The 22,379-nt window shown below is 66.5% G+C and carries 20 protein-coding genes; 14 read left to right on the forward strand and 6 right to left on the reverse strand.

Annotated features, from left to right (window positions below):
• Position 1 precedes the first annotated feature (1 nt).
• On the forward strand, positions 2 to 967 hold the full coding sequence (locus ACM9HJ_RS04465) for an SDR family NAD(P)-dependent oxidoreductase (protein ID WP_416570486.1): 966 nt from the start codon (positions 2 to 4) through the stop codon (positions 965 to 967).
• Between the two features lie 9 nt (positions 968 to 976).
• Here ACM9HJ_RS04465 and ACM9HJ_RS04470 read toward each other — a convergent pair whose 3' ends face one another.
• Together ACM9HJ_RS04470 and ACM9HJ_RS04475 are read right to left on the reverse strand one after the other, a co-directional pair.
• On the reverse strand, positions 977 to 1,750 hold the full coding sequence (locus tag ACM9HJ_RS04470; protein ID WP_416570487.1) for an alpha/beta fold hydrolase: 774 nt from the start codon (positions 1,748 to 1,750) through the stop codon (positions 977 to 979).
• A gap of 113 nt (positions 1,751 to 1,863) precedes the next feature.
• A complete protein-coding gene (locus tag ACM9HJ_RS04475; protein WP_416570488.1) occupies positions 1,864 to 2,778 on the reverse strand; it encodes a LysR family transcriptional regulator in 915 nt (304 codons plus the stop codon).
• A 314-nt stretch (positions 2,779 to 3,092) separates the two neighbouring features.
• Between ACM9HJ_RS04475 and ACM9HJ_RS04480 the strand changes: the two genes are divergently transcribed.
• The gene (locus ACM9HJ_RS04480; protein ID WP_416570489.1) at positions 3,093 to 4,823 is read left to right on the forward strand and encodes a gamma-glutamyltransferase family protein; all 1,731 of its coding nucleotides are present in this window, start codon (positions 3,093 to 3,095) and stop codon (positions 4,821 to 4,823) included.
• Between the two features lie 16 nt (positions 4,824 to 4,839).
• On the opposite strand, the gene ACM9HJ_RS04485 is transcribed toward ACM9HJ_RS04480, so the two are convergent.
• From ACM9HJ_RS04485 to ACM9HJ_RS04500, 4 genes are read right to left on the reverse strand one after another with little or no spacing between them, the layout of a single operon-like run.
• Complete coding sequence (locus tag ACM9HJ_RS04485) at positions 4,840 to 5,616, reverse strand: enoyl-CoA hydratase/isomerase family protein (RefSeq protein ID WP_416570490.1); 777 nt, start codon at positions 5,614 to 5,616, stop codon at positions 4,840 to 4,842.
• Between the two features lie 19 nt (positions 5,617 to 5,635).
• Positions 5,636 to 6,634 carry an ornithine cyclodeaminase family protein gene (locus ACM9HJ_RS04490; protein WP_416570491.1) on the reverse strand — a complete coding sequence of 333 codons (999 nt, stop codon included), beginning with the start codon at positions 6,632 to 6,634 and terminating at the stop codon, positions 5,636 to 5,638.
• A complete protein-coding gene (locus ACM9HJ_RS04495) occupies positions 6,631 to 7,578 on the reverse strand; it encodes a threonine ammonia-lyase (RefSeq protein ID WP_416570492.1) in 948 nt (315 codons plus the stop codon). The genes ACM9HJ_RS04490 and ACM9HJ_RS04495 overlap by 4 nt, the downstream gene beginning before the upstream one ends.
• Positions 7,579 to 7,581: 3 nt before the next feature.
• Positions 7,582 to 8,811: an FAD-dependent monooxygenase gene (locus ACM9HJ_RS04500; protein ID WP_416570493.1), complete on the reverse strand. Its 1,230-nt coding sequence runs from the start codon at positions 8,809 to 8,811 to the stop codon at positions 7,582 to 7,584.
• A 238-nt stretch (positions 8,812 to 9,049) separates the two neighbouring features.
• Between ACM9HJ_RS04500 and ACM9HJ_RS04505 the strand changes: the two genes are divergently transcribed.
• The 12 genes from ACM9HJ_RS04505 (at position 9,050) to ACM9HJ_RS04560 (ending at position 22,372) form a co-directional block, all read left to right on the forward strand.
• Positions 9,050 to 10,324, forward strand: a complete 1,275-nt coding sequence (locus ACM9HJ_RS04505) for an MFS transporter (RefSeq protein WP_416570494.1) — start codon at positions 9,050 to 9,052, stop codon at positions 10,322 to 10,324.
• Positions 10,325 to 10,621: 297 nt separating this feature from the next.
• Entirely contained in the window at positions 10,622 to 12,838 is a 2,217-nt protein-coding gene (locus ACM9HJ_RS04510) for a TonB-dependent receptor (RefSeq protein WP_416570495.1), read from the forward strand.
• A gap of 30 nt (positions 12,839 to 12,868) precedes the next feature.
• The gene (locus ACM9HJ_RS04515; RefSeq protein ID WP_416570496.1) at positions 12,869 to 13,297 is read left to right on the forward strand and encodes a VOC family protein; all 429 of its coding nucleotides are present in this window, start codon (positions 12,869 to 12,871) and stop codon (positions 13,295 to 13,297) included.
• A gap of 125 nt (positions 13,298 to 13,422) precedes the next feature.
• On the forward strand, positions 13,423 to 13,821 hold the full coding sequence (locus ACM9HJ_RS04520; protein WP_416570497.1) for a nuclear transport factor 2 family protein: 399 nt from the start codon (positions 13,423 to 13,425) through the stop codon (positions 13,819 to 13,821).
• Positions 13,822 to 13,862: 41 nt separating this feature from the next.
• Positions 13,863 to 15,050, forward strand: coding sequence for a lipid-transfer protein (locus ACM9HJ_RS04525; protein WP_416570498.1), 1,188 nt, complete (start codon positions 13,863 to 13,865; stop codon positions 15,048 to 15,050).
• Positions 15,051 to 15,060: 10 nt separating this feature from the next.
• On the forward strand, positions 15,061 to 15,501 hold the full coding sequence (locus ACM9HJ_RS04530) for a MaoC family dehydratase N-terminal domain-containing protein (RefSeq protein ID WP_416570499.1): 441 nt from the start codon (positions 15,061 to 15,063) through the stop codon (positions 15,499 to 15,501).
• Between the two features lie 171 nt (positions 15,502 to 15,672).
• A complete protein-coding gene (locus tag ACM9HJ_RS04535) occupies positions 15,673 to 16,092 on the forward strand; it encodes a MaoC/PaaZ C-terminal domain-containing protein (RefSeq protein ID WP_416570500.1) in 420 nt (139 codons plus the stop codon).
• A gap of 31 nt (positions 16,093 to 16,123) precedes the next feature.
• On the forward strand, positions 16,124 to 16,957 hold the full coding sequence (locus ACM9HJ_RS04540; RefSeq protein WP_416570501.1) for an SDR family NAD(P)-dependent oxidoreductase: 834 nt from the start codon (positions 16,124 to 16,126) through the stop codon (positions 16,955 to 16,957).
• 37 nt (positions 16,958 to 16,994) lie between these two features.
• Entirely contained in the window at positions 16,995 to 18,554 is a 1,560-nt protein-coding gene (locus tag ACM9HJ_RS04545) for an acyl-CoA synthetase (RefSeq protein ID WP_416570502.1), read from the forward strand.
• Between the two features lie 24 nt (positions 18,555 to 18,578).
• Positions 18,579 to 19,724: an acyl-CoA dehydrogenase family protein gene (locus tag ACM9HJ_RS04550; RefSeq protein ID WP_416570503.1), complete on the forward strand. Its 1,146-nt coding sequence runs from the start codon at positions 18,579 to 18,581 to the stop codon at positions 19,722 to 19,724.
• A gap of 57 nt (positions 19,725 to 19,781) precedes the next feature.
• Positions 19,782 to 20,765 carry a bile acid:sodium symporter family protein gene (locus ACM9HJ_RS04555; protein ID WP_416570504.1) on the forward strand — a complete coding sequence of 328 codons (984 nt, stop codon included), beginning with the start codon at positions 19,782 to 19,784 and terminating at the stop codon, positions 20,763 to 20,765.
• 413 nt (positions 20,766 to 21,178) lie between these two features.
• A complete protein-coding gene (locus tag ACM9HJ_RS04560; RefSeq protein ID WP_416570505.1) occupies positions 21,179 to 22,372 on the forward strand; it encodes a hypothetical protein in 1,194 nt (397 codons plus the stop codon).
• The last annotated feature ends 7 nt before the right edge of the window (positions 22,373 to 22,379 follow it).

Below are 22,379 nucleotides of genomic sequence, written 5' to 3' on the forward strand. Positions count from 1 at the left end.
AATGACCCAATTCGATGTAACGACCACGACCGACGACGTGCTGGCCGGCCTGACACTTTCAGGCAAGCGCATCCTTGTCACCGGCACCTCCTCCGGCCTGGGCCTGGAGACGGCCCGCGCACTGGTGGCGCATGGGGCGGAAGTGGTGGGCGCGGTACGCGACCTTGCCCGGGCGGAGCAGGCGAGCGCTGACGTGCGGGCGGCGGCGGCCAAGGGTGGGGGCGGCTTCAGCCTGATCACGCTCGATCTCGCCTCGCTGGCCAGCGTGCGCGCCGCGGCCGACGCACTGGTCGCCGACGCAAGGCCGTTCGATGCCGTGATCGCCAATGCCGCCATCATGGCCGTCCCGTTCGCCAGGACGGTCGATGGGTTCGAGGCACAGTTCGCCACCAACCATCTGGGGCATTTCACCTTGATCAACCGCATCGCGCCACTGATCAGGGATGGCGGCCGGGTGGTGATCATGTCATCGGCGGCGCACCGGTTCTCCGATGTCGACCTTCAGGACCCGAATTTCGAGACCGCCGCCTATGATCCCTGGGTCGCCTATGGGCGGTCGAAAACCGCCAACGCCCTGTTCGCGGTCGAACTCGACCGCCGCCTGAAGGATCGCGGCATCCGTGCCACCGCCGTGCATCCCGGCGGGGCCGATACCGGGCTGAAGCGCGATGTCTCCCAGGCCGACATGGACGCGCTGGTCGCCCGCATCAATGCCGTCGCCAAGGCCGAGACGGGCGCGCCCGCCTTCAAGCTGAAGACCATCCCGCAGGCCGCCGCGACATCGGTCTGGGCGGCGGTCGCCGCCGATGGCGCGGCGGTCGGCGGCCGTTACTGCGAGGATTGCAATGTCGCGGGGCTGGCCCATGGCGACACCATCCGCAAGGGCGTGCGCGAATATGCGGTCGATGCCGACACCGCCAGGGCGCTGTGGGAGAAGAGCGAGGAGCTTATCAACGAACGGTTCTGACGGTGCCGGTCAGGCGGGGGCCAGGACGTGATCCCGGACCAGACCAGCGACATGACCAGCACCCTGCATCGAGATGCCGTGCCGCACCCCCGGCAGGATGGCAAGCCGCGCGCCGGGGATCGCCCCGGCCAGGGACCGGCTGACCTCCGGCGCGATGATCGGGTCGAATTCACCCTGCAGCACCAGGGTCGGGGCACTGATATGCGACAGCCGGTCCCGCACGTCGTGCCCCTTCATCGCCGCCATGCGCCGGGTGCCCGCCTGCGGTGACCGTTCAACGAAACTGTCCTCCACCGCCTGCATCAGCGCCCGGTCATGGTCGATGGCGTCGGGTGTGAAGAAATGTTCCATCACGAAGCGGCGGACCGCCACCGCCCCCTGTTCCGCGACCGACGCCACGTCCGGCGCCTTGAACTGGTCGAAACAGGGGGCGGTGGCGCCCAGCGTCAGGGTCTTCACCCGGTGTGGATGCCGGATGGCCAGCGTCATCGCGACAGCACCGCCATAGGATGTACCGAAGACATGGGCCGCACCGCCACACAGCTGTGCGATCAGTTCGGCCGCGTCGTCGGCATGATCGGCCATAGCATAGGGGGCGTCGAACGGGCTGTCCGGCCCATCCCGCTGATCAGGGGCGATGGCACGGATACCGTCACCCAGATGCGGCCGGAAACAGTCGAACTGCCGGCGGTCGGCATTGAGGCCGTGCAGCAATATCAGCGGTTCGCCCGCGCCGCTTTCGTCATAGCGCAGCGACAGACCATTCACATCGACCTGCGCCATCGCACCGGCCCCTTCAATCGTTCCCGTTATCCGCGACCCTATCGCGTCCGATCGCCGACCGTCCAAAAGCTTCGGGCAATGCATGCCATGAGCGTCCGGCATTGCCGGCAGGCCTATAGCGGCGGCTGCGCCGTCGGCCAGCTGCCCTGGGCCAGTTGCGCCTTCACGCTCTCGATCAACATGGCCTCCACCTGCTGGACGGCCCGCAGCCCCCGGCGCTGCCAATTGGTCGCGATCACCCAGGCTACCCCCAGATCCTCTACCGGCACGTAGGAGAGGCCGGTCGGGCATTGCGCCACAACGCAGCAGGGGGCGACGCCGAACCCAACCCCCCGCAGGACCAGATCGACCAGGGAGGTGGAACTGTTCACCTCGCTCCGGAACTTCAACCGGTCGGCAAGGTGCGGGGCCTGGCGTTCCAGGAACAGCCGGAGACTGTCGGGATAGCCGGTCAGGATCAAGGGCAGGGTCAGCAATTCCTCCACCGCGACCACCGGCCCGAAGCTGGACCGGTCCTCCACCCGGCAGATCAGGCAGATCTTCTCACGCACCAGCGGCGTCAGATGCATGCCCGCATCGATGCTGTGTGGCAGGACGGCCAGATCCAGGGCGCCTTCCAGCACCTGCTCCTTCAGGCGCGCGCCGGAATTCTCCACCAGGTCCAGCTGGCAACCGGCATGCGCCCGCAGGAAATCGGCAGCCACGGGCATGACCAGCTGGGCCAGGACGGAACGCGGCGCCCCGAGCTTCACCATGCCGCTCAGTTCCGTCTCCTCGGCGGTGACGCCGTCCATGAGGTCGCGCACGCTGGCCAGCACGCGTTCCGCATGCTCATAGACCCGCCTGCCCACATCGGTCAGCGTCACACCGGCGCTGTGGCGGATGAACAGGCTGCGCTGCACCTCGTCCTCCAGCTTGGCGATGGAACGGCTCAGCGCGGGCTGCGCCACCCGGAGCTGCTGCGCCCCGGCCGCGAAGCTGCCCGCATCGGCGATCACCTTGAAATAGCGAAGCTGGCGTAGCTCCAACGCATTTTCTCCCGATCATCGCTTTGCAACATCCCGGGCCGCGGGCGGCCGGTGATCATCGGGCATGATGCTCGCGCGCAGCCGCGTCGCGCAACAGGTCTTGGGACGATCCCCCCGCTATTACAATGCTGAATGAGATCGATGAGGAAGAGGTCTTGGCGCTGCCGAAACCACTTGCGGAATACTCCGCCCCATTCACGCGGACACATCCGGACAGGGGTTGAGGGTAGATGAAGCGGTTCATGGCGCGGCCTGAGCTCAGTGGAACATTCGGTGCGGTCGCTTCGACCCACTGGATCGCATCGGCGGTCGGAATGCGCATCCTGGAAGCGGGCGGCAACGCCTTCGATGCCGCCGCGGCGGCCGGCTTCACCCTGCAGGTGGTGGAACCGCACCTGAACGGCCCCGGCGGTGACGCCCCGATCATCGTGGCCCGCGCGGAGGATGAGACCCCCACCGTGATCTGTGGGCAGGGCGTCGCGCCAGCCGCCGCCACGATCGAGCGTTTCCAGTCGCTGGGCCTCGACCTCATCCCGGCGACCGGCCTGCTGGCGGCCTGCGTCCCCGGCGCCTTCGGGGCCTGGCTGACCATGCTGCGCGACTGGGGCACCGTACCGCTCCGCCAGGTTCTGGAACCGGCCATCCATTATGCACGGCATGGGCACCCGCTGCTGCCCAATACCGCCAGTACCATCGCGTCCGTGCGCGACCTGTTCGTCGATGATTGGCGCAGTTCCGCCGCCATCTTCCTGCACAATGGTGAGACGCCGCAGGCCGGCAGCCTGTTCGCCAACCCGGCGCTGGCCGATTTCTACCAGCGCCTGTTGCGCCAGGCGGAAAGCGCCTCCTCCTCGCGCGAGGGGCAGATCGATGCAGCACTGCGCCATTGGTACGAAGGCGAGGTGGCGGAAACCATCGACGGCTTTTGCCGCACCCATGAGGCCATGGATGTCAGCGGCCGCCGGCATGGCGGGCTGCTACGCGCCACGGATATGGCCGGCTGGCGCCCGCCGATCGAACAGGCATGCGGCGTCGACCAGGGCGACTACACAATCTTCAAATGCGGGGCCTGGAGCCAGGGCCCGTCGCTTCTGCAGGCGCTACGCATCCTGGAAGGGTTCGATATCGGGCGCTATGCGCCGACCAACCCGGACTTCGTCCATCTGGTCACCGAAACCCTGAAGCTGGTCATGGCCGATCGCGACGCCTGGTATGGCGACGATCCGGACGTGCCGCTGGAAACCCTGCTGAGCAGCCGCTATGCCAGTGAACGTCGCTCCTTGATTACCGACCGGGCCAGCACGGAATTGCGGCCAGGGGCGGTCGCCGGCCGCAAGCCCCCCTTCCCGCCCGTGGTGCCACTGGGCGGCCGCCAGCCATCGGCGGCCGCCGGCGGTGGTGAGCCGACCATGGCCCGCACCACCACCCCGGCGGAGGACGGCCCCAGCCTGACGGGCGACACCTGCCATCTGGACGTGGTCGATCGCTGGGGCAACATGGTTTCGGCCACGCCGTCGGGCGGCTGGCTGCAATCCAGCCCCGTGGTGCCGGCACTGGGATTTCCGCTGGGCACCCGCATGCAGATGTTCTGGCTGCAACCGGGCCTGGCCAGCAGCCTGCGCCCGGGCCGGCGCCCGCGCACCACGCTCACGCCATCGATGGCGTTCCGCCAGGGGCGGCCCTATCTGTCCTTCGGAACGCCCGGCGGTGACCAGCAGGACCAATGGTCGCTGCTGCTCTGGCTCTATCATCGCCAGTGCGGCCTGCCCCTGCAGGCGGCGATCGAGACCCCGGCCTTCCACACCGACCACATGCTGGCCAGCTTCTGGCCGCGCGAAGTGGCACTGGGGACGCTGACCGTCGAAGGACGCTATCCGCAGCAGACGGTCCAGGAACTGACGCGCCGGGGCCATGCGGTCACGGTCGGCGGCGACTGGTCGGAAGGCCGGCTTTCCGCCTGCGCCTTCGATCGCGACGGCGGCAATCCGATCATCCGCGCCGCCGCCAACCCGCGCGGCATGCAAGGTTACGCGGTCGCCCGCTGACGGGCGGCCGATGCCATCAGGCGCTAAAGCAGGGCCGCCGCTTTTCCCGGAACGCGGCGATGCCCTCCACCGCGTCCGGCCCTGCGGCGCATGCCGTCAGAGCCCGCACTTCCAGGTCCAGATGGGTCTCCAGATCGGCCAGGGGCGCGTCCAGCAGCAGGGCCCGCGTCCGCTGGAATGCCGTCGGCGATCCGTGGGCAAGGCACCCGGCCACCGCCATTGCCGCTTCCATCAACTGCGCATCCGGCACCACCCGCGTCACCAGGCCGATCCGTTCCGCCTCCACCGCATCGATCCTCTCACCCAGCAGCAGCAGGCGTTGCGCCTGGCGCAGACCGACCAGCCGGGGCAGCCACCAGCTGGCCCCCACATCCGGCGACAGCCCGACGGCGCCATAGGCGCCGATGAAGGTCGCGGACGCGGCGGCGAAGGCCACATCCCCCATGACCGCCAGGCCCAGTCCCGCCCCGGCGGCAGCACCATTGATCGCCGTGACCAGCGGCTTGCGCATCCGGGCCAGCCGCACCTGTGCGGCATGGACCGGCCCGGTGAGCCGTCGCATCAGCCCAGGCGCCTCTTCTCCGGCCTGGGCGAAAGCGTCGATATCGCCGCCCGCGCAGAACAGGGCGCCCGCACCGGTGAGCACGATGGCGCGGACGGACGCATCGGCCTCGCACGCCGTCACGGCGGCCAGCAGCGCATCGGCCAGCTCGATATTGATCGCGTTGCCCCGGTCGGGCCGGGCAAGCGTGATCGTGGCGATCGCATCCGTCCGCTTCAGGTCAAGGCACATGAGTGGACTCCGGATATGATTATAGTTCGGCCAGAAGACCCAGGTTCTCCGCCTCGGCCACAGCGAGTACGGCGGTGCAGGCGGCCAGGTCCTGGGCGGCGATGCCCAGCGACTTGTAGAGGGTGATGTCGTCACCATCGGCCCGGCCCGGATGGCGGCCAAGATGGACCTCGCCGATCTCGGCGGCGATATGATCCCAGCCGACCTCTCCGGCCTGCACCGCACGAGCCAGTTCCCCCGCCTGGGCCAGGGCCGACGGGCGGTAATCCACGAAATAGCGGGCCTGGCGGACCCCCTCGCCATCGATTTCGGCGGCGGATTGGACGCTTGCCCCCACCAGGTTGACATGCGTGCCGGCACCGATCCACCGGCCCCGCAGGATGGGCTCCGCAGAGGCGGTGGCCGTGCAGATCAGGTCGGCCCCGTCGACCGCGGCCTCGACCGACCCGCAGACGGTGATGGGGGCGGCGATCGATACCTGCGCCCGGGCGGCGAAGCTCCGGGCCTTTTCCGGGTCGCGGCCCCATAGCCGGACGCTGCGCAGCGGATGGACCAGGGAAAGCGCCGCCAGATGGGCGAATGCCTGCTCACCGGTTCCCAGCAGGGCCAGGTCGCCGGCATCCGGCCGGGCCAGCACGCGGCTGGCGGCTGCCGTCGCCGCCGGCGTGCGCAGCGCGGTGATTTCGGCAGCGTCCAGCAGCGCCTGCAACTGCCCCGTCGCACTGTTGAACAGCAGCACGACGCCGGTATGGGAAGACAGGCCTCGCGCCGCATTGCCGGGCATCAGGCACAAGAGCTTGGCACCCAGCGCCGCCGGATCTTCCAGGAAGCCGGGCATCAGGGCGAAGGCACCCGCCTCTCCCGGCAACGGCATGACCGTGCGCAGGGGAAGCCTCGCCCCGCCGTTGGAGACAACCATCATCGTGTCGCGCATCAGGTCGATGCAGGCGGCCAGCGGCAATGCCGTCCGGATGGCCTCGCGCCCCAGGATGCGGAAAGGGGCCGGCGGCGCCCTCATGGCACGCCCCCTTGCAGGATGGTCACCAGATGGCCGGGATCGAGATGCCCGCCGGACAGGATACAGACCACGGGGCCGGGGAAATCCCGGTCCGGGACCGCGGCCACCGTCGCCGCCCCCGCCCCTTCCACCACCAGGTGATGGCGTTCCACCAGCAGCCGGATGGCACCCGCCACCTGGGAAAGCGACACCACAGCCGTGTCCGCCACCAGCGCCCTGGCCAGCGGCCACATGGACGGCAGGACGGCGGGGCCGCCCATGCCGGTGATGAAGGTTCTTGGGTTGAAATCGATGGTGACGGGCCCGCCCGCCGCCCGCGCCGCCGTCAGCGGTGCCCCGGCCTCCGTCTCACACGCGACGACCCTGGCATCGGACCCCGCACCCCTCAAAGCGGCGGCGATGCCGACCGACAGGCCGCCACCGCCATAGGGTGCCAGGATGGTGGCGGCATCGGGCAGATCCTCCAGGATCTCCAGGCCGATGGTGCCGTTGCCGGCCAGAACGTCGGGATCGGTGACGGGATGGATGAAGGCGGGATCGTCGCCGGGCTGCGCCAGCATGGCCCACCAATCACCATAGGGTACGGCAATGACGCGGGCACCCAGCCGCTTCAGCGCCTCCACCTTGCTCGCCGCCGCCGTTTCGGGAACATAGCTGGTGACGGGGCAGCCGAGCGCCCGGCCGGCATAGGCCAGCCCCTGCGCGAAATTGCCGGCGCTGGCGGTGAACACCCCCGACGGTGCCAGTTCGCGCCGCCGCAGCAGCGCATTGGCGCCGCAGCGGATCTTGAAGGACCCGACGGCCTGCAAATTCTCGCACTTGAGATAGATGTCGGTCCGTCCCGCGACCTGGAGGCGCAGCAGCGGCGTGCGCAAGGCCAGCGGCCGGATACGGTCGCGGGCCGCCGCGAAGATTTCCAGGCCGAGATCGATATGCGTGCCCATGCCTCATGCCGATCCGCTGGAGACGGGTGCTGGCTGCGGCACGGTGGCGATATCCAGCAGGCTGTGCACCTTGCGGGAATTGCGGCTGACCAGGCCCAGCCGCGACAGCAGCGGTGACAGGCGGATCATGCTGTTGCGCAGCCACAGCTTGGTGGAATTGTCCGGCACCATGATCGAGCTGCCATCCGCCGCCGTCGCCTGGTTGGCCTCGATGAAGGGGCGCGCCAGACGTTCATATTCCTTGAACGCTGCCTCGTGGCTGGCATGGCTGGCCAGGGCGCTGGCCAGCACATAGGCCCCGACCAGCGCGATGCTGGTGCCCTGGCCGGAGAAGAAGGACGGCGCGAAGGCCGCATCGCCGACCAGCGCCACCCGGCCCCGCGACCAGCTGGGCATGCGGATCTGCATCATCGTATCGAAATAGAGATCGTCGCTGCGGTCCAGGCCCTTCAGCAGGTTCGGCACCATCCAGCCTTCACCCCCGAACCCGTCATGCAGCGCCCGGCGCTGCCAGCCGGCGTCGCCCAGCGCGTCCCGCGGCGGCTCCGGCATCTTCATCACCATGATGCCATGGATGCAGGCCTGATCGCCGATCGCGTACAGGCCGGCCATCTTCTGCTGCGCGTTGAAGACGCAGCCTTCGCGCACCATGCCGAATTCGTTGGGCATGGTGAAGACACCGAAACAATAGCCGAGATAGCGACTGAACCGCTCCTCCGGGCCGAAAACCATGGCGCGGGTACGCGAATGCAGGCCGTCGGCACCGATCACGAGGTCGAAGCTGCGTCTTTGCCCGCTCTGGAAGGTGACGGCGACCGCGTCGGGACCATCCTCCAGCGCCGTGACATGGTCGGAGAATATATACTCGAACTTGTCGCGGGTGAGGTCGTGGAGGATCGAGGTCAGGCTGCCGCGCGGCAGTTCCACATCCTTGTGCGCCTCGGCCCCCATCAGTGCGTCGGGATCGATGGAGCCCACCTTGCGGCCGTCCCGCCGGATGAAGGTGAATTTGCGGGTATGGACATGCGCGGCCTTCAGCGCCGGCAGGATGCCCATGCGCTCGATCACGTCGATCGCCGTGCCACGGACATCGATGGCATAGCCGCCCAGACGGATGGTCGGCGCCCGCTCCACCAGCGTGACGTCGAACCCATGCCGATGCAGCCAATAGCCCAGCGCCGGACCCGCGATGCTGGCCCCGGAAATGAGAACGCGTCGTCTGCTCCCGCTCAAAGCATCGTATCCTTGTTCTGATGGGATGGGGCCGCCGCCCCTCTTGAACCGACGCTATCCGCCCGCCGCCGCCGCCGTCCAATCCTACCTGCTCATGCGGAATATTCCCGCGCGGCATCGGCCCCCTATGTCCGCGATGAATAGGGACGATGAGGAGACGGTCTTTGCCGTGGTACCGGGCGATGGACAGGATCGGGTTGGACTTGGCACCATGCGTCATCCTGGAAGGAATACACCTGTGGGCACACGTTTCACGCTTTTCGCGCTGTTCGTCGTATCGGTACTGGCCTTCCTCGACCGGCAGCTGCTGAACATCCTGGTCGCACCCATGCGCGCGGATTTGCAGATCAGCGACGGCCAGTTCAGCCTGCTGCAGGGTGCCGCGTTCGGGCTGACCTATTGCCTGGCGGCATTCCCCATCGCCTGGCTGTCCGACCGGGTGAGCCGGAAGGCGGTGATCATGGTCAGCGTCGCCGTCTGGAGCATCGCCACGCTGCTGTTCGGCATGGCCAGCAGCTTGGGCCTGTTGCTGGCCGCGCGCATGGCCGTGGCGCTGGGCGAAGCCGGGCTGTCGCCGGCCGCCATCTCCATCCTGCGCCAGAGCTACCCCGTGGACCGGCAGGCCTTCGCCATGGGGGCCCTGACGCTCAGCGTCTATGTCGGCGGCGGCGCGTCGCTGGCCATCGGCGGCCCCGTGCTGGACTGGCTGACGGCCCATGCGTCCGATCCGGCGCCCGGCCTGTCCTGGCTGTCGGAACTGGCGCCGTGGCGCTGGCTGTTCGTCGCCTGCGCGGTGCTAGGCATCCTGGGCGTGGTCCTGATGGCGTTCATGCGCGAACCGGAACGCCAGCCGGTACCGAAGGAAAGCACCTCGCTCGCCGCCTTCCTGGCCGCGATCCGCAACGACCGCGCCGCGATCCTGGCCTATCTCGTGGCGTTCACCGCCATCGCGGCCCTGGTGACCGCCGCCACGTCCTGGACGCCCACCCTGTTCATCCGCGAGCATCAATGGAGCGCCCGGCAGACCGGTGCCGCCTATGGCGCGGTCTATCTGGTGTGCGGGGCCATCGGCGCCCTGGGCGGCGGCAAGCTGATCAGCGACCTGGCCGCGCGCGGGCATCGCGATGCACTGATCCGGACGGTCAGGGCAGCGATCCTGCTGCTGGGCGGGGCGACCCTCGCGTCCTGCCTGGTTCCCCATCCGCTGGCGGCCCTGGCGGCGGCGGGTGCGGGGATGCTGGCGGTCGGGGCGGTGATCGCGGCGGGACCCTACGGGTTCCAGGCGCTGTTCCCACGACAGTTCAGCGCCCGCGCGGTCGCCCTCTACTTCCTGGTTCCGGGCACCATCGGCACGGTGCTGGGCCCCTCCTCCGTGCCGTTGCTGGCGCGACTGCTGGGTGCACCGGAGGGGATCGGGGTACCGCTGGCCCTATGCGCAATGGTAACGACGGTGTGGGCCTGGGCCTGCCTGACGATCTTCCTGCGCTTCCAGGCGCGCAGGCCCGCCCCCTGACGGTCATTCCACCCTTCGAGTACCGCATCCACACGCCACGCGCCGAGCCATCGGCGCGTGGCGTTTTTCATTCCGGCTAATGCCGCTCCGGCATGGGAGTGGTGAAGCGGACCCACAACTTCCGCGCAAAACAAGGCAGATGAAAGCCGATGCCCCTCCATCCCCTATACCCTGCATGAATGGATTGGATGAACACACGGTGTTGGCATGCCGGCGCGCTTTGCCGCCTACTTGGCCGCACATGATCAGCCAGGAAGCAGTCAAGCATCCGGCGACGTCTCTCAGGGGGACACGGGAATGAAGGTTTCAAGTTTCAAGTCGGCACCATCGCAGCGGTCGTGGCGGCCCCTGTTCATATCGGCGTCGGTGCTGGCCATCCTCGCCTCCTCCAACGCCGGGGCGCAGCAGGCCCCCGGCGACAGCGACATGCTGGAGGAGATCGTGGTCACCGCGCGCCAGCGGTCGGAAAACCTGCAGGACACGCCGTTCTCCATGGTGGCCGTGACCGGCGACAAATTGCAGGCGCAGAACGTGGTCAGCACCATGGACCTGGACAACAAGGTGCCGGGGCTGGTGCTGCGTCCCGACAATACCCGTCCGCAGCCCTTCATCGGCATCCGCGGCGTGGGTGACATCTCGCGCAATCCCGGCATCGACAACCGGACGGGCATGTATCTGGATGGCGCACCGCTAGGCCGGTCCTCCTCCATCAACTATCCGATCTTCGATATCGAGAGTGTGGAGGTGCTGCGCGGGCCCCAGGGCACGCTGTTCGGCAACAATTCCCTGACCGGCGTCATCGCCATCCAGTCGCAGAAGCCCGGCTTCCAGGACAGCAGCCGCACCACCGTCTCCACGGGCGAGCGCAACCTGTTCGCCGGCTCCGGCTATGTGAACAAGGCGGTGACGGACGATCTGGCCGTGCGCCTCACTGCGGCCGGCAGAAGCCAGGACGGCTATTACAAGAACGCCTATGACGGGTCGACGGCCGGCGGCGGTACCAACTATGCCGGCCGCCTGCAGGTGCGCTATGTGCCCACTTCCGACACCACCATCGATTTCTCCGCCGACGGCGTGCGCGCCAAGGATGAGATCCTGCTGGGCGTGGGCAAGTTCTCCACCGGGCCCATGGCGGGCATGGCGGACTATACGTTCAATACGAATGTCAGGCCGTTCCGCGACCGCACCATCTGGGGCCTGGGCCTGAATGTCGAGCAGACCCTGCCCGAGGATTTCGTGCTGACCTCAATCAGCTCCTACCGCCGGTCGCGCGACAGTTTCAATTATGACGGCGATGGCTCGCCGTCCTCGCTGATCAATGTCGGATTCCGCTATGCCGACTGGGCACTGAGCCAGGAACTGCGCATCGCCTCGCCCAAGAACCCCCTCTACGACTATGTCGTCGGGGCCTTCTATTATCACCAGAACCCGAGTGAGGTGCAGACGGTCCGGTTCGGGTCCGACTATCCGGTGGTCCCCGTGCGGGGTGCGATCATCGGCGGCACCGGTGTGGTCGCCACCGACCAGACGGCCCTGTTCGCCCATGGCACGCTGCGCCCGGCCGAATGGCTGGCGCTGGACGCCGGGCTGCGCTATCAGCGGACCACGAAGTCGGCCGACAAGGTGCAGGACAACACCGCGATCCTGCTGGGCTATCCGGCGATGAAAGCCCATTTCGGCCTGTCCGACCCCACGCTGAACCCGATGGCCAGCGTCACCGTCAAGCCGACATCCGATATCAGCGTCTATGCGCTGTACAGCACGGGCGACCGGGCCGGCGGCTTCAACATGGATGTGGTCAAGACGCTGAGCGGCGTCACCTTCGATGCCGAATCCGTGGTCAATTACGAAGCCGGGCTGAAGACGGAGCTGTTCAACCGCCGCCTGCGCCTGAACCTCGCCGCCTATCGGCAGAGGTTCAAGGATTTCCAGCAGGCGCAGAACATCATCGATCCCAACCCGCCGGCCGGTACGCTGCCCACCGTCATCAACGTCATCACCAATGCCGCACGCGTGCGCAGCCAGGGGATCGAGGCGGATTTCGACGCCTCCCTGCTGCCGGGCCTGCGGCTGTCGGGCGGCGTCGGGCTTAACCATGCCTATTTCCGGTCCTTCCCCAATGGCGGCGGGCCGGGCGTGGATTATACCGGCAGCCCGCTGGTCGAGGCGCCGCGCTTCCAGGCGTCGCTGGCACTGGACTATCGCCATCAGGTGACGGAGGATTTCGATGGGCGCATCTCGCTGACCGCGACCAACCGCAGCAAGGTCTATTCCCAGCCGGGATCCACTGTCGCGCCGTTCAATGACGGGCGCTATCTTCAGGACGGCTATACCAGCGTCGGCATGCGGCTGGCACTGGAGCGGCGCGATGACGGCCTGGAACTGGCGCTTTGGGTCCGCAACCTGACCGACGAGCGCCATGCCGATGGCGCATCGCCGGTGGCGGCGGGCTATCTGTTCAAGGGCCTCAACGAGCCGCGCACCGTCGGCGTGGACCTCACGCTGCGTCTCTGACGCCGTTTGCGGACTGCAAGGGAGTAAGAAATGAAGGGCGTCCGACTGGACCACGCGACCATCAACACCGACGACGTGGCGGCCAGCGTGGCCTTCTACGGCCATTTCCTGGGATTGAAGCCGGGATGGCGGCCGGACTGGAGCGTCGGCGGTGCCTGGCTGTATGCCGCCGACGGCGACTATCCCATCCTGCATCTGCTGGAAACGCCCCGCAACCAGGGGGTCAGCATGTTCAACCATGTGGCCTTCCGGGGGGAGGATCTGCCGGCCTATATCGCCAAGCTGCGCGAGGCGCAGTGCTGGTTCGAGGCGCGGCCGGTCGATCAGACGCCCTACACCCAGGTCCACCATTTCGACCCCAGCGCCGTCCGCATCGAGGTCATCTTCGCGGAACCACTGGGTGCGGACCGGGTGACCTCCGCCCCGGAGATCGTGCCGGGACGGGGCATACTGACCTGATACCACCGGTCATAGTTTATGACCGGTGGTACGGCGGCGACCGCCGCCGCGCCGCACACGCGGCGTAGCCAAGCCGGCGGATGCTGGCGCCGGCGATTGAGGGGCATGAAAAGGAAAACCAGGACATGGCAATCGAGGACGACCGGGCGGAAATCGCCCGGCTGGAGAACGCGCGGGCGCAAGCCATCGTCGCGGCCGACCGCGCCACCCTGGCACGGATCACCGATGACGATTACGTGCATATCGAAGCGTCGGGCCGAACCCGTGACAAGGAAGCCTTCCTGGTCGGCGTCGCCCCCGATGGCGGCCGGTTCGACCGGTACGATCTGATCGAAACGGTGATCCGCCTGTTCGGCGATGCCGCCATTGTCACCGGCGTCTTCGAGAACAGTTTCATCGGCGGGACGGCCCCGGCGCTGGTGAAGCGCGGGCGCCATACCCGCGTCTATATCCGCCGCGACGGCGTCTGGCGCAACATCTCGCACCATGCCACCGCCTGCGCCGGAAAAAACATCGTGGCGTAGCCCACAGGGCCCGTCACCGCAAAACACCGGGGAGAACGACCTTGTCCGCAACCAGAGAAGTGCTTGTCGCAGGCGTGGGCATGGTGCCCTTCGCCAAGCCGGGGAAAAGCCCTCCCTATGACGAGATGGGGGCGGCAGCGATCGGGCTGGCGCTGGCCGATGCGGGTATCGATTACAGCACGGTGGAACAGGCCTATGCCGGCTTTGTCTTCGCCGGCAGCTGCGCCGGCCAGCGCACGGTCTACAGGGCCGGCATGTCCGGCATCCCGATCATCAATGTCAACAACAACTGCTCCACCGGTTCCTCGGCCCTGTTCCTCGCCCGGCAGGCGGTGGCCAGCGGCATGGCGGAATGCGCCCTGGCCGTCGGGTTCGAGGAGATGGACCCCGGCCCCATCCCCGACGCGTTTCCCCAGCGCGTCAGCCCCTTCGCCGATTTCGATACCGAATGCAACGCGCTGATCGATATCGACCTGCCCCTGGCGCTGCGCTATTTCGGCGGTGCCGGCAAGGCGCATATGGAGAGATATGGCACGACCCTGGAGGATTTCGCCAGGGTCCGCGCCAAGGCCAGCCGCCACGCGGCCCGGAACCCGCTGTCGGTCTTCCGCAACGAGATGACGGCGCAGGATGTCCTGGATGCCCCGCTGATCTGGCCGGGGGTGATGACCAAGCCCATGGCCTGCCCGCCGACCTGCGGAGCCGCCGCCGCCCTGGTCGTCTCCCGCGACTTCGCCAAAAAGCATGGGCTTGATCCCAAGGTCCGCATCGCGGCACAGGTGATGACCACGGACCACCCGGTCACCTTGCAATCGCATGACCTGATCCAGCTGGTCGGCAAGGACATGACCGAACGCGCCTCCGCCCAAGTCTATGAACAGACGGGCGTCGGGCCCGACGATATCCGCGTCGTCGAGCTGCATGATTGCTTCGCCCATAACGAGGTCATCACCTATGAGGGGCTGGGCCTGTGTCCGGAGGGCGGCGCCGCCCGGTTCATCGCCGACGGCGACAACACCTATGGCGGGCGCGTCGTCACCAACCCGTCGGGCGGCCTGCTTTCCAAGGGGCATCCGCTGGGCGCCACCGGCCTGGCGCAATGTTTCGAGCTGACGCACCAGTTGCGCGGCAGCGCCGGCGGGCGCCAGGTCGACGGGGTCCGCCACGCGCTGGCCCACAATCTGGGTCTGGGCGGCGCCTGCGTCGTCACCCTTTACGAACAATGCTGACAGGTGCGCGATGATCGAGAAATCATGGATCGGGCGTGAGCTGACACCATCCGTCCTGGAAATCGAACGGGGGCGGCTGCGTTCCTTCGCCAGGGCCATCGGGGAGACCGATCCCGTCTATCATGACGTTTCGGCCGCACGGGCCGCCGGATATGCCGACCTGCCGGTTCCGCCCACCTTCCTGTTCGCCGCCGACCTGGACAGCGGCGCCCTGGACGCCATGCTGGCGGACATGGGCATTCCCATCGCCCGCATCCTGCATGGCGAGCAGGGCTTCACCCATCACCGCCCGGCCTGCGCCGGCGATGTGCTCACGGTGACGTCGCACATCGCCGACATCTACGACAAGAAGAACGGTGCCCTGGAATTCGTGGAGAAACGGTCCGCGGCCCGCAACCAGCATGGCGAGCTGGTCGCCGAAATGCGGACCGTCATCGTCGTCCGCAACTGATGCCATTGGCATGAAAAACCGACCGATGGTCGGCCTTTCATGCCCCTCAGTCGCCGGCGCCCACATCCGTGGGCTTGGCTTACGCGCCACGCGGCGCGCGGCGGCAGTCGCCGCCGAACCATCGGTCAAATTTTGACCGATGGTATGACACACGCTTGTTGGAGTCCGGTCATGAGCACAGAAATCCCTCCCGGCTTGGCGCCGGGGCGGGAATTGCCGCCGCTTGCCCTTGAGCCCGTCGACCGCACCCTGCTGGCGACGTTCGGCTGCGCGTCCGGTGACCTGAACCCCATCCATCTCGATATCGATTTCGCACGCAAGGCCGGCATGCCGGACGTGTTCGCGCAGGGCATGCTGGGCATGGCCTGGATGGCGCGGGCGATCACCGCCTGGGTGCCGCAGGACAGGCTGCGCAAGCTCGATGCCCGGTTCCTGGGCATCACCCATCTGGGCCACCGGATCACCGTCACCGCAACGGTCAAGGATCTGGTCACCTTCAATGGCGAAACCTGCGCGCGGATCGAACTGCGCAACACCAACCAATATGGCCAGACCCGGATCGCCGGCGAAGCGCTGGTCGCGGTCGGCTGACCATCAAAACATCCCCCGGAGGGAACAGCACATGTCTTTGAAACTGGAGGGCAAGGTCGCCCTGGTGACCGGATCGGGCCGCGGCATCGGGCGGTCCATCGCATTGAAGCTGGCCGGCGAGGGGGCGCGCCTGGTCATCAATGATCTCGACGCCGAACCCGCGATGGAGACGGTGGAGGCGATCCGCGCCGCTGGCGGCGAGGCCATCGCCTGCGCCGGCAGCGTCAGCGCCCCCGACTTTGCCGAACGCTTCATCGGGACGGCCGTCGAGGGCTTCAAGGGCCTGGACATCATCGTGAACAATGCCGGCTATACCTGGGACAGCGTGGTCCAGAAGATGACCGACGAGCAATGGTACGCCATTCTCGACGTTCACCTGACGGCACCGTTCCGCATCCTGCGCGCGGCACAGCCCGTCATCCGGTCGCTGGCCAAGGCGGATGCCGATGCGGGCCGGCGTAACGTCCGCAAGATCGTCAACATCTCCTCCGTCGCCGGCCTGTTCGGCAATGCCGGACAGACGAACTATGCCGTGGCCAAGGCCGGCATCACCGGCATGACCCGGACACTGGCCAAGGAATGGGGGCGGATCGATACGACGGTCAATTGCGTCGCCTATGGATTGATCCGCACACGCCTCACCGAAGCCACGGCCGACGCCCGCAGCACGGCGACGATCGATGGCCGCGATATCAGGATCGGCGTCAATCCCGACGTCATGGAGATGATGGCGCGATCGATCCCCCTGGGACGCGCCGGCACGTCGGAGGAAGCGGCGGGTGCCGTCTATCTCTTCTGCATTCCGGAAAGCGACTACGTCTCTGGCCAGGTGCTGATGTGCACCGGCGGCCTGACGGGAATATGAGCCGCCATCGCCCGTGCATCACAGGATGAGGACCGGCATGTACATCACCCAACCCCTCCACCGTGCGCTGCAACAGCATCCGGACCGGACCGCCCTGATCTGCGGTTCCCGGCGGACCAGCTTTCGCCAGCTGGCCGACCGCGTCGCCCGGCTGGCGGGCGGGCTGCGCGGACTGGGCATGCGGGATGGCGACCGCGTCGCCATCCTGGCCCTCAATTCGGACCGGTATTTCGAGTATTTGATCGGCGTGCCCTGGGGCGGGGGTATCATCAACCCCTGCAACACACGGTGGAGCGTGGCGGAACTGGCCTATGCGCTCAATGATTCCGGTTCCCGGATATTGCTGGTCGACGACATGTTCCAGGCTCTCGCGCCCGAGTTGAAGGCCCTGTGCGAAGACCTGGACCTGGTCATCCATATCGGCGATGTGCCCACGCCCGACGGCATGGTGGGTTACGAGGAACTGATCGCCCGCTCCGATCCCATGGCCGACGCCCTGAGACGGGACGAGGATCTGCTCGGCCTGTTCTATACCGGCGGCACCACCGGAGCGCCGAAGGGCGTCATGCTGAGCCACGCCAACTTCATGTCCTCCGCCCTCGCCCTGGCTGCCGAGGGCATCGTGACGCCGGGCGGCGTCTTCCTGCACGCAGCCCCCATATTCCATCTGGCGGACCTGGGCTGTTCCAGCGTGGCCTGGATCCTGGGCAATGCGCACAGTTTCATCCCCGGCTTCTCCCCGCCTTCGGTGGTGGAGGCCATAGAGCGTGACCGGGTGACCGATACGCTGCTGGTGCCCACCATGGTCCAGATGCTGGTCGATCACCCGGTCATGGCCCAAGGCCGGGACATAAGCAGCATCCGCACCATCCTCTATGGCGGCTCCGCGATTTCCGAGGCCGTCCTGGACCGCGCGCTGGCGGCCCTGCCGAACGTCTCCTTCTGGCAGGCCTATGGCATGACCGAGCTGGCGCCCGTGGCCACCATCCTGGCCGCCGCCTATCACCGGCCGGAGGGGCGCAGGGGAGACAGGCTGCGCTCCGGGGGACGGGCCGCCTATTGCACGGAAATCCGCGTGGCCGATCCGGCCGACAATCCCCTGCCGGCGGGCGTGAAAGGGGAAGTGCTGGTCCGCGGCCCCAATGTGATGAAGGGCTATTGGAACAAGCCCGAACAGACGGCCGCCGCCCTGCGCGGCGGCTGGATGCATACCGGCGATGTGGGCTATCTCGACGGGGACGGGTTCCTGTTCATCATCGACCGGATGAAAGACATGATCATCAGCGGCGGCGAGAACATCTATTCCGCCGAGGTGGAGAATGCGCTGGCCCGGCACGCGGCTGTTCAAACCTGCGCAATCATCGGCATTCCCAGCGACAAATGGGGCGAAGCCGTCCACGGCTTCGTGATCCTGAAACCCGGACAGGCCGCCACCCAAGACGAACTGATCGCCCATTGCCGGCAATGGATCGCCGGCTACAAGTGCCCGCGCAGCATCGAAATCGTCAATACGCTGCCCCTGTCCGGCCCGGGCAAGATCCTCAAGACCGAACTGCGCAAGCGCTTCTGGAGCGACCGCGACCAGCAGGTTTCCTGAGACCAGCAACGAAGGGACTAACCCATGCCCCCGAGGCTCTATCAATTTCCCTGGATGGATGCGGATATCGAGGCGTTCCGCGAACAGGTCGGCCGCTATATCCGGGCCGAACTGGCCCCCCGGCTTCCCGAATGGCGCCGGCAGGGCTATATCCCGCGCACCGTGTGGCAGGGCATGGGGGCGCTGGGTTTCCTGCTGCCCGAACTGCCGGCCGAATATGGCGGGGCCGGTACCAGCGCCGCCTATCAGCTGGTATTGCAGGATGAGCTGGCCAAGGCCGAGATGCCGGGCACCCTCACCGTGCACGCCATCGTGGCGCATTATATCCTCGACTATGGCACCCCGGCGCAGAAGGCCCATTGGCTGCCCCGGCTGGCCAGCGGGGAGCATCTGGGCGGGATCGCCCTGACCGAACCGGGCCACGGGTCGGACCTGAAGGCCCTGCGTACGACCGCCCGGCGCGATGGCGACGATCATGCCGTCAACGGCTCCAAGATCTTCATCACCAACGGCTCCACCGCCAGCATGCTGGCCGTCGCCTGCCGGACCGGCGGCGATGGCGCGCGCGGCATCTCGCTGATCTTGATGGAGACGGAGAACCAGCCCGGCTTCAAGGTCGGCTCGCGGCTGGAAAAGCTGGGCCAGCATGCCTCCGACACGGCCGAGCTGTATTTCGACAATGTGCGTGTGCCGGCCTCGAACATCCTGGGCGGGGCGGAAGGCCAGGGCTTCGCGCAGCTGATGAGCCAGCTGCCGTTCGAGCGCCTGCTGATCGCGGTCCCGGCCGCCGCCCAGATCGAGTGCGCACTGAACCATACGATCGCCTATACCAAGCAGCGCCGCATGTTCGGCGGCAGCCTGTTCGACATGCAGAACACCCGTTTCAAGCTGGCCGAGATTGCGACCACGGCCCATATCGTCCGCGGCTTCGTCAATGACTGCATCCAGCGGCTGGTTGACGGCACGCTCGATGATGAAGCCGCCTATATGGCGAAATGGTGGTGCACGGAGCAGCAATGCCGCGTCACCGACGAGTGCCTGCAGCTGTTCGGCGGCTATGGCTACATGGTCGAATATCCGATCGCCCGGCTGTTCGCCGATGCGCGCGTGCAGAAAATCTATGGCGGCGCCAACGAGGTGATGAAGGACCTGATCGCCCGCAGCCTTTAGGGCGGCTTCCGGTGACCGGAAGCAGTCGGTTCCGTATCCGTTCAGATGAGAGAATTGATGTTTCACCGTCTGCGCCGATTGTTCGATCCCTACATCGCCCTCATGCTGCTGGTCGTGGTCGTGGCCGCGATCCTGCCGGCACGGGGGCACGGGGCCGCCATTGCCGGGATCGCGGCCGATGGCGGGATCGTGTTCCTGTTCTTCCTGTATGGCGCACGCCTGTCCCCGCGCGCAGCCCTGGGCGGGCTCCTGCAATGGAAGCTGCATCTCTGCGTCCTGGCCAGCACCTTCATCCTGTTTCCGCTGCTGGGCAAGGCGTTGGACTATCTGGCACCGGCCAGCCTGCCGCCGGAGATGGTGACCGGCCTGTTGTTCCTCTGCGTGCTGCCGTCGACCGTGCAATCGTCCATCGCCTTCACCTCGATCGCGCGGGGAAATGTGCCGGCCGCCATCTGCGCGGCATCGGCATCGAACATGCTGGGCGTTTTCATCAGCCCGGCGCTTGCCGGCTGGTTGCTGACGACGCAAGGCGTGGACCTGTCGTTCGGCGTCTTCCGCGACATCACATTGCAGCTTCTGGTGCCGTTCCTGGCGGGACAGGCGTTGCGCCCCTGGATCGGGAAGTGGGTCGAGACGAGAAAGAAGCTGCTTGGCTATGCCGACCGCGGCTCCATCCTGCTGATCATCTATGTCGCCTTTTCCAAGGGCGTCGTGTCTGACATATGGAGCCGGTTCGCATTGACCGACCTGCTTGTTCTGGTCGCCCTGCTATCGATCCTTCTGGCATCGGTGCTCATCATCACCGGGTTCGCGGCACGCCGGATCCTGCGCTTTTCCCGCCAGGATGAAATCGTCCTGCAATTTTGCGGCTCCAAGAAATCACTGGCCAGCGGCCTGCCGATGGCCAGCATTCTGTTTGCCGGGCCACAGGTCGGCATCATCGTGCTGCCGCTCATGCTGTTCCATCAATTACAGCTGCTCGTCTGCGCCACGCTCGCCCGGCACTACGCGAGCCGCGCGCAGTTCGAACAGGCTCCATAGGCGCCGTCGGCAAATCATCTGCTTCAAGGACATCCCGCTATCCGCCAACTGGTCGGGCCGGATCGTGGCGCCCGGGGCCACAGGATGAGCTGCTGAGCGGAACCGCCGTGGAGGCGGAAATCTGCGATCCGGTTTTCTACGACCCCGAAGGAGCGCGTGCCCGTGGTTGATACTGTACGGATTGGAGACTTTACGGATATCCCCCAAACAAGATCGCCCATTGATTTAGAATTTCAAGAAAAATGCAACTGTAATGCCGACTTAACACCCTGTCCGATTTGCCAGGTTCACCTCCGCTGATCTGCGCACGACAAACTTTGAGCTCCCCGCAACTTCCGTATGCGTCGCAAGTTTCACGACAGACTCGATTGCTAGGGTGGCTGCCACAAATGCTGTGGCACCGGAGAGCGACCATGCGTGTTGGTTTTCTTTTCAACCATGACCAGATACATCAGGTCGCACATAGTCTCCCCATCGCCCTGGCACTGGCCCGCGGCGGCTTCGACGGCGAAATCCTTGTCGCGACGACGAATGAGCGTATCCGCCGGGAGGTTCTGCGCCTCGGCGGGGATGAGATCGGCCGGCGGATCACGCATGTCGATCTTGGCCTGCGCACCCACTCCCAAATCCTGTCGGGTGTTCTGGAAAGCCTGGTGCCGTCGCGCAAGCTGCTGGTCTATGGCGACAACCTGGACTTCTTCAGAAGCCTGGACGTGCTGGTCGTGGCGGAAAAAACGTCGCTGGTCCTGAAAAGCCTCTATGGCTTGAAGAACCTGAAGATCATCCATACACGCCACGGCGCCGGAGACCGCGCCATCGGCTTCGACAAGGCGTCGGCGGGCTTCGACCATGTGTTCTGTTCCGGACCCAAGATCAAGAAACGGCTGATTGCAGAAGCCGGCGTACCGGCAGAGAAGATCAGCATGGTGGGCTATCCCAAGTTCGACACGGTCGATCCGTCCGTGACGATCTTCCCCGTCCGCTCGCGGGCCCCCGTCGTGCTCTACAATCCCCATTGCTCCACCCACCTTTCCTCCTGGTTCAAGCATGGGCGTCAGGTGCTGGATTTTTTCCTCGACAACCCGGACTATCAACTGATCTTCGCCCCGCACGTCATGCTGTTCGAACGCAAGTTCGCGCTGACCATCGACAAGCTGCGCATCGACCGGCCCGGCCATATCGAAGAGCGCTATCTGCGTGCCCCCAACATCCATATCGACCTGGGCAGCCGCGCCTCCACCGATATGAGCTATACGCTGATGGCCGACCTTTATCTGGGCGACGTCAGCAGCCAGATCTACGAGTTCCTGTGGCGCCCCCGCCCCTGCCTGTTCCTGAACAGCCATGGGGTCGACTGGCGTAGCGACGCCAACTATGCCCATTGGCAGGCCGGCCCCGTGATCGGATCGCCGGCCGAACTGGCACAGGGTTTAAGACACGCCATGGACAGCCATGAGGGCCAGTACCGTGCAACCCAGTCGGCGATGTTCGCGCGCAGTTTCGATCTGACGGACAGGCCATCGTCGGAACGCGCGGCCGAAATCCTGGCCAGCCTCGCCGGCGGCACCCTCCACACCCCGCAGTCCTGGTTCAGCCTGTGGGCATGAAAGATTG

It is taken from the genome of Niveispirillum sp. KHB5.9 (genome assembly GCF_048066115.1).
Taxonomy (GTDB): domain Bacteria; phylum Pseudomonadota; class Alphaproteobacteria; order Azospirillales; family Azospirillaceae; genus Niveispirillum.

Coding starts and splice junctions, on each gene's coding strand:
- ACM9HJ_RS04465 (WP_416570486.1), top strand. CDS start 2: ATGACCCAATTCGATGTAACGACCACGACCGACGACGTGCTGGCCGGC.
- ACM9HJ_RS04470 (WP_416570487.1), bottom strand. CDS start 1,750: ATGGCGCAGGTCGATGTGAATGGTCTGTCGCTGCGCTATGACGAAAGC.
- ACM9HJ_RS04480 (WP_416570489.1), top strand. CDS start 3,093: ATGCGCATCCTGGAAGCGGGCGGCAACGCCTTCGATGCCGCCGCGGCG.
- ACM9HJ_RS04485 (WP_416570490.1), bottom strand. CDS start 5,616: ATGTGCCTTGACCTGAAGCGGACGGATGCGATCGCCACGATCACGCTT.
- ACM9HJ_RS04490 (WP_416570491.1), bottom strand. CDS start 6,634: ATGAGGGCGCCGCCGGCCCCTTTCCGCATCCTGGGGCGCGAGGCCATC.
- ACM9HJ_RS04495 (WP_416570492.1), bottom strand. CDS start 7,578: ATGGGCACGCATATCGATCTCGGCCTGGAAATCTTCGCGGCGGCCCGC.
- ACM9HJ_RS04510 (WP_416570495.1), top strand. CDS start 10,622: ATGAAGGTTTCAAGTTTCAAGTCGGCACCATCGCAGCGGTCGTGGCGG.
- ACM9HJ_RS04515 (WP_416570496.1), top strand. CDS start 12,869: ATGAAGGGCGTCCGACTGGACCACGCGACCATCAACACCGACGACGTG.
- ACM9HJ_RS04520 (WP_416570497.1), top strand. CDS start 13,423: ATGGCAATCGAGGACGACCGGGCGGAAATCGCCCGGCTGGAGAACGCG.
- ACM9HJ_RS04530 (WP_416570499.1), top strand. CDS start 15,061: ATGATCGAGAAATCATGGATCGGGCGTGAGCTGACACCATCCGTCCTG.
- ACM9HJ_RS04535 (WP_416570500.1), top strand. CDS start 15,673: ATGAGCACAGAAATCCCTCCCGGCTTGGCGCCGGGGCGGGAATTGCCG.
- ACM9HJ_RS04540 (WP_416570501.1), top strand. CDS start 16,124: ATGTCTTTGAAACTGGAGGGCAAGGTCGCCCTGGTGACCGGATCGGGC.
- ACM9HJ_RS04545 (WP_416570502.1), top strand. CDS start 16,995: ATGTACATCACCCAACCCCTCCACCGTGCGCTGCAACAGCATCCGGAC.
- ACM9HJ_RS04550 (WP_416570503.1), top strand. CDS start 18,579: ATGCCCCCGAGGCTCTATCAATTTCCCTGGATGGATGCGGATATCGAG.
- ACM9HJ_RS04555 (WP_416570504.1), top strand. CDS start 19,782: ATGTTTCACCGTCTGCGCCGATTGTTCGATCCCTACATCGCCCTCATG.
- ACM9HJ_RS04560 (WP_416570505.1), top strand. CDS start 21,179: ATGCGTGTTGGTTTTCTTTTCAACCATGACCAGATACATCAGGTCGCA.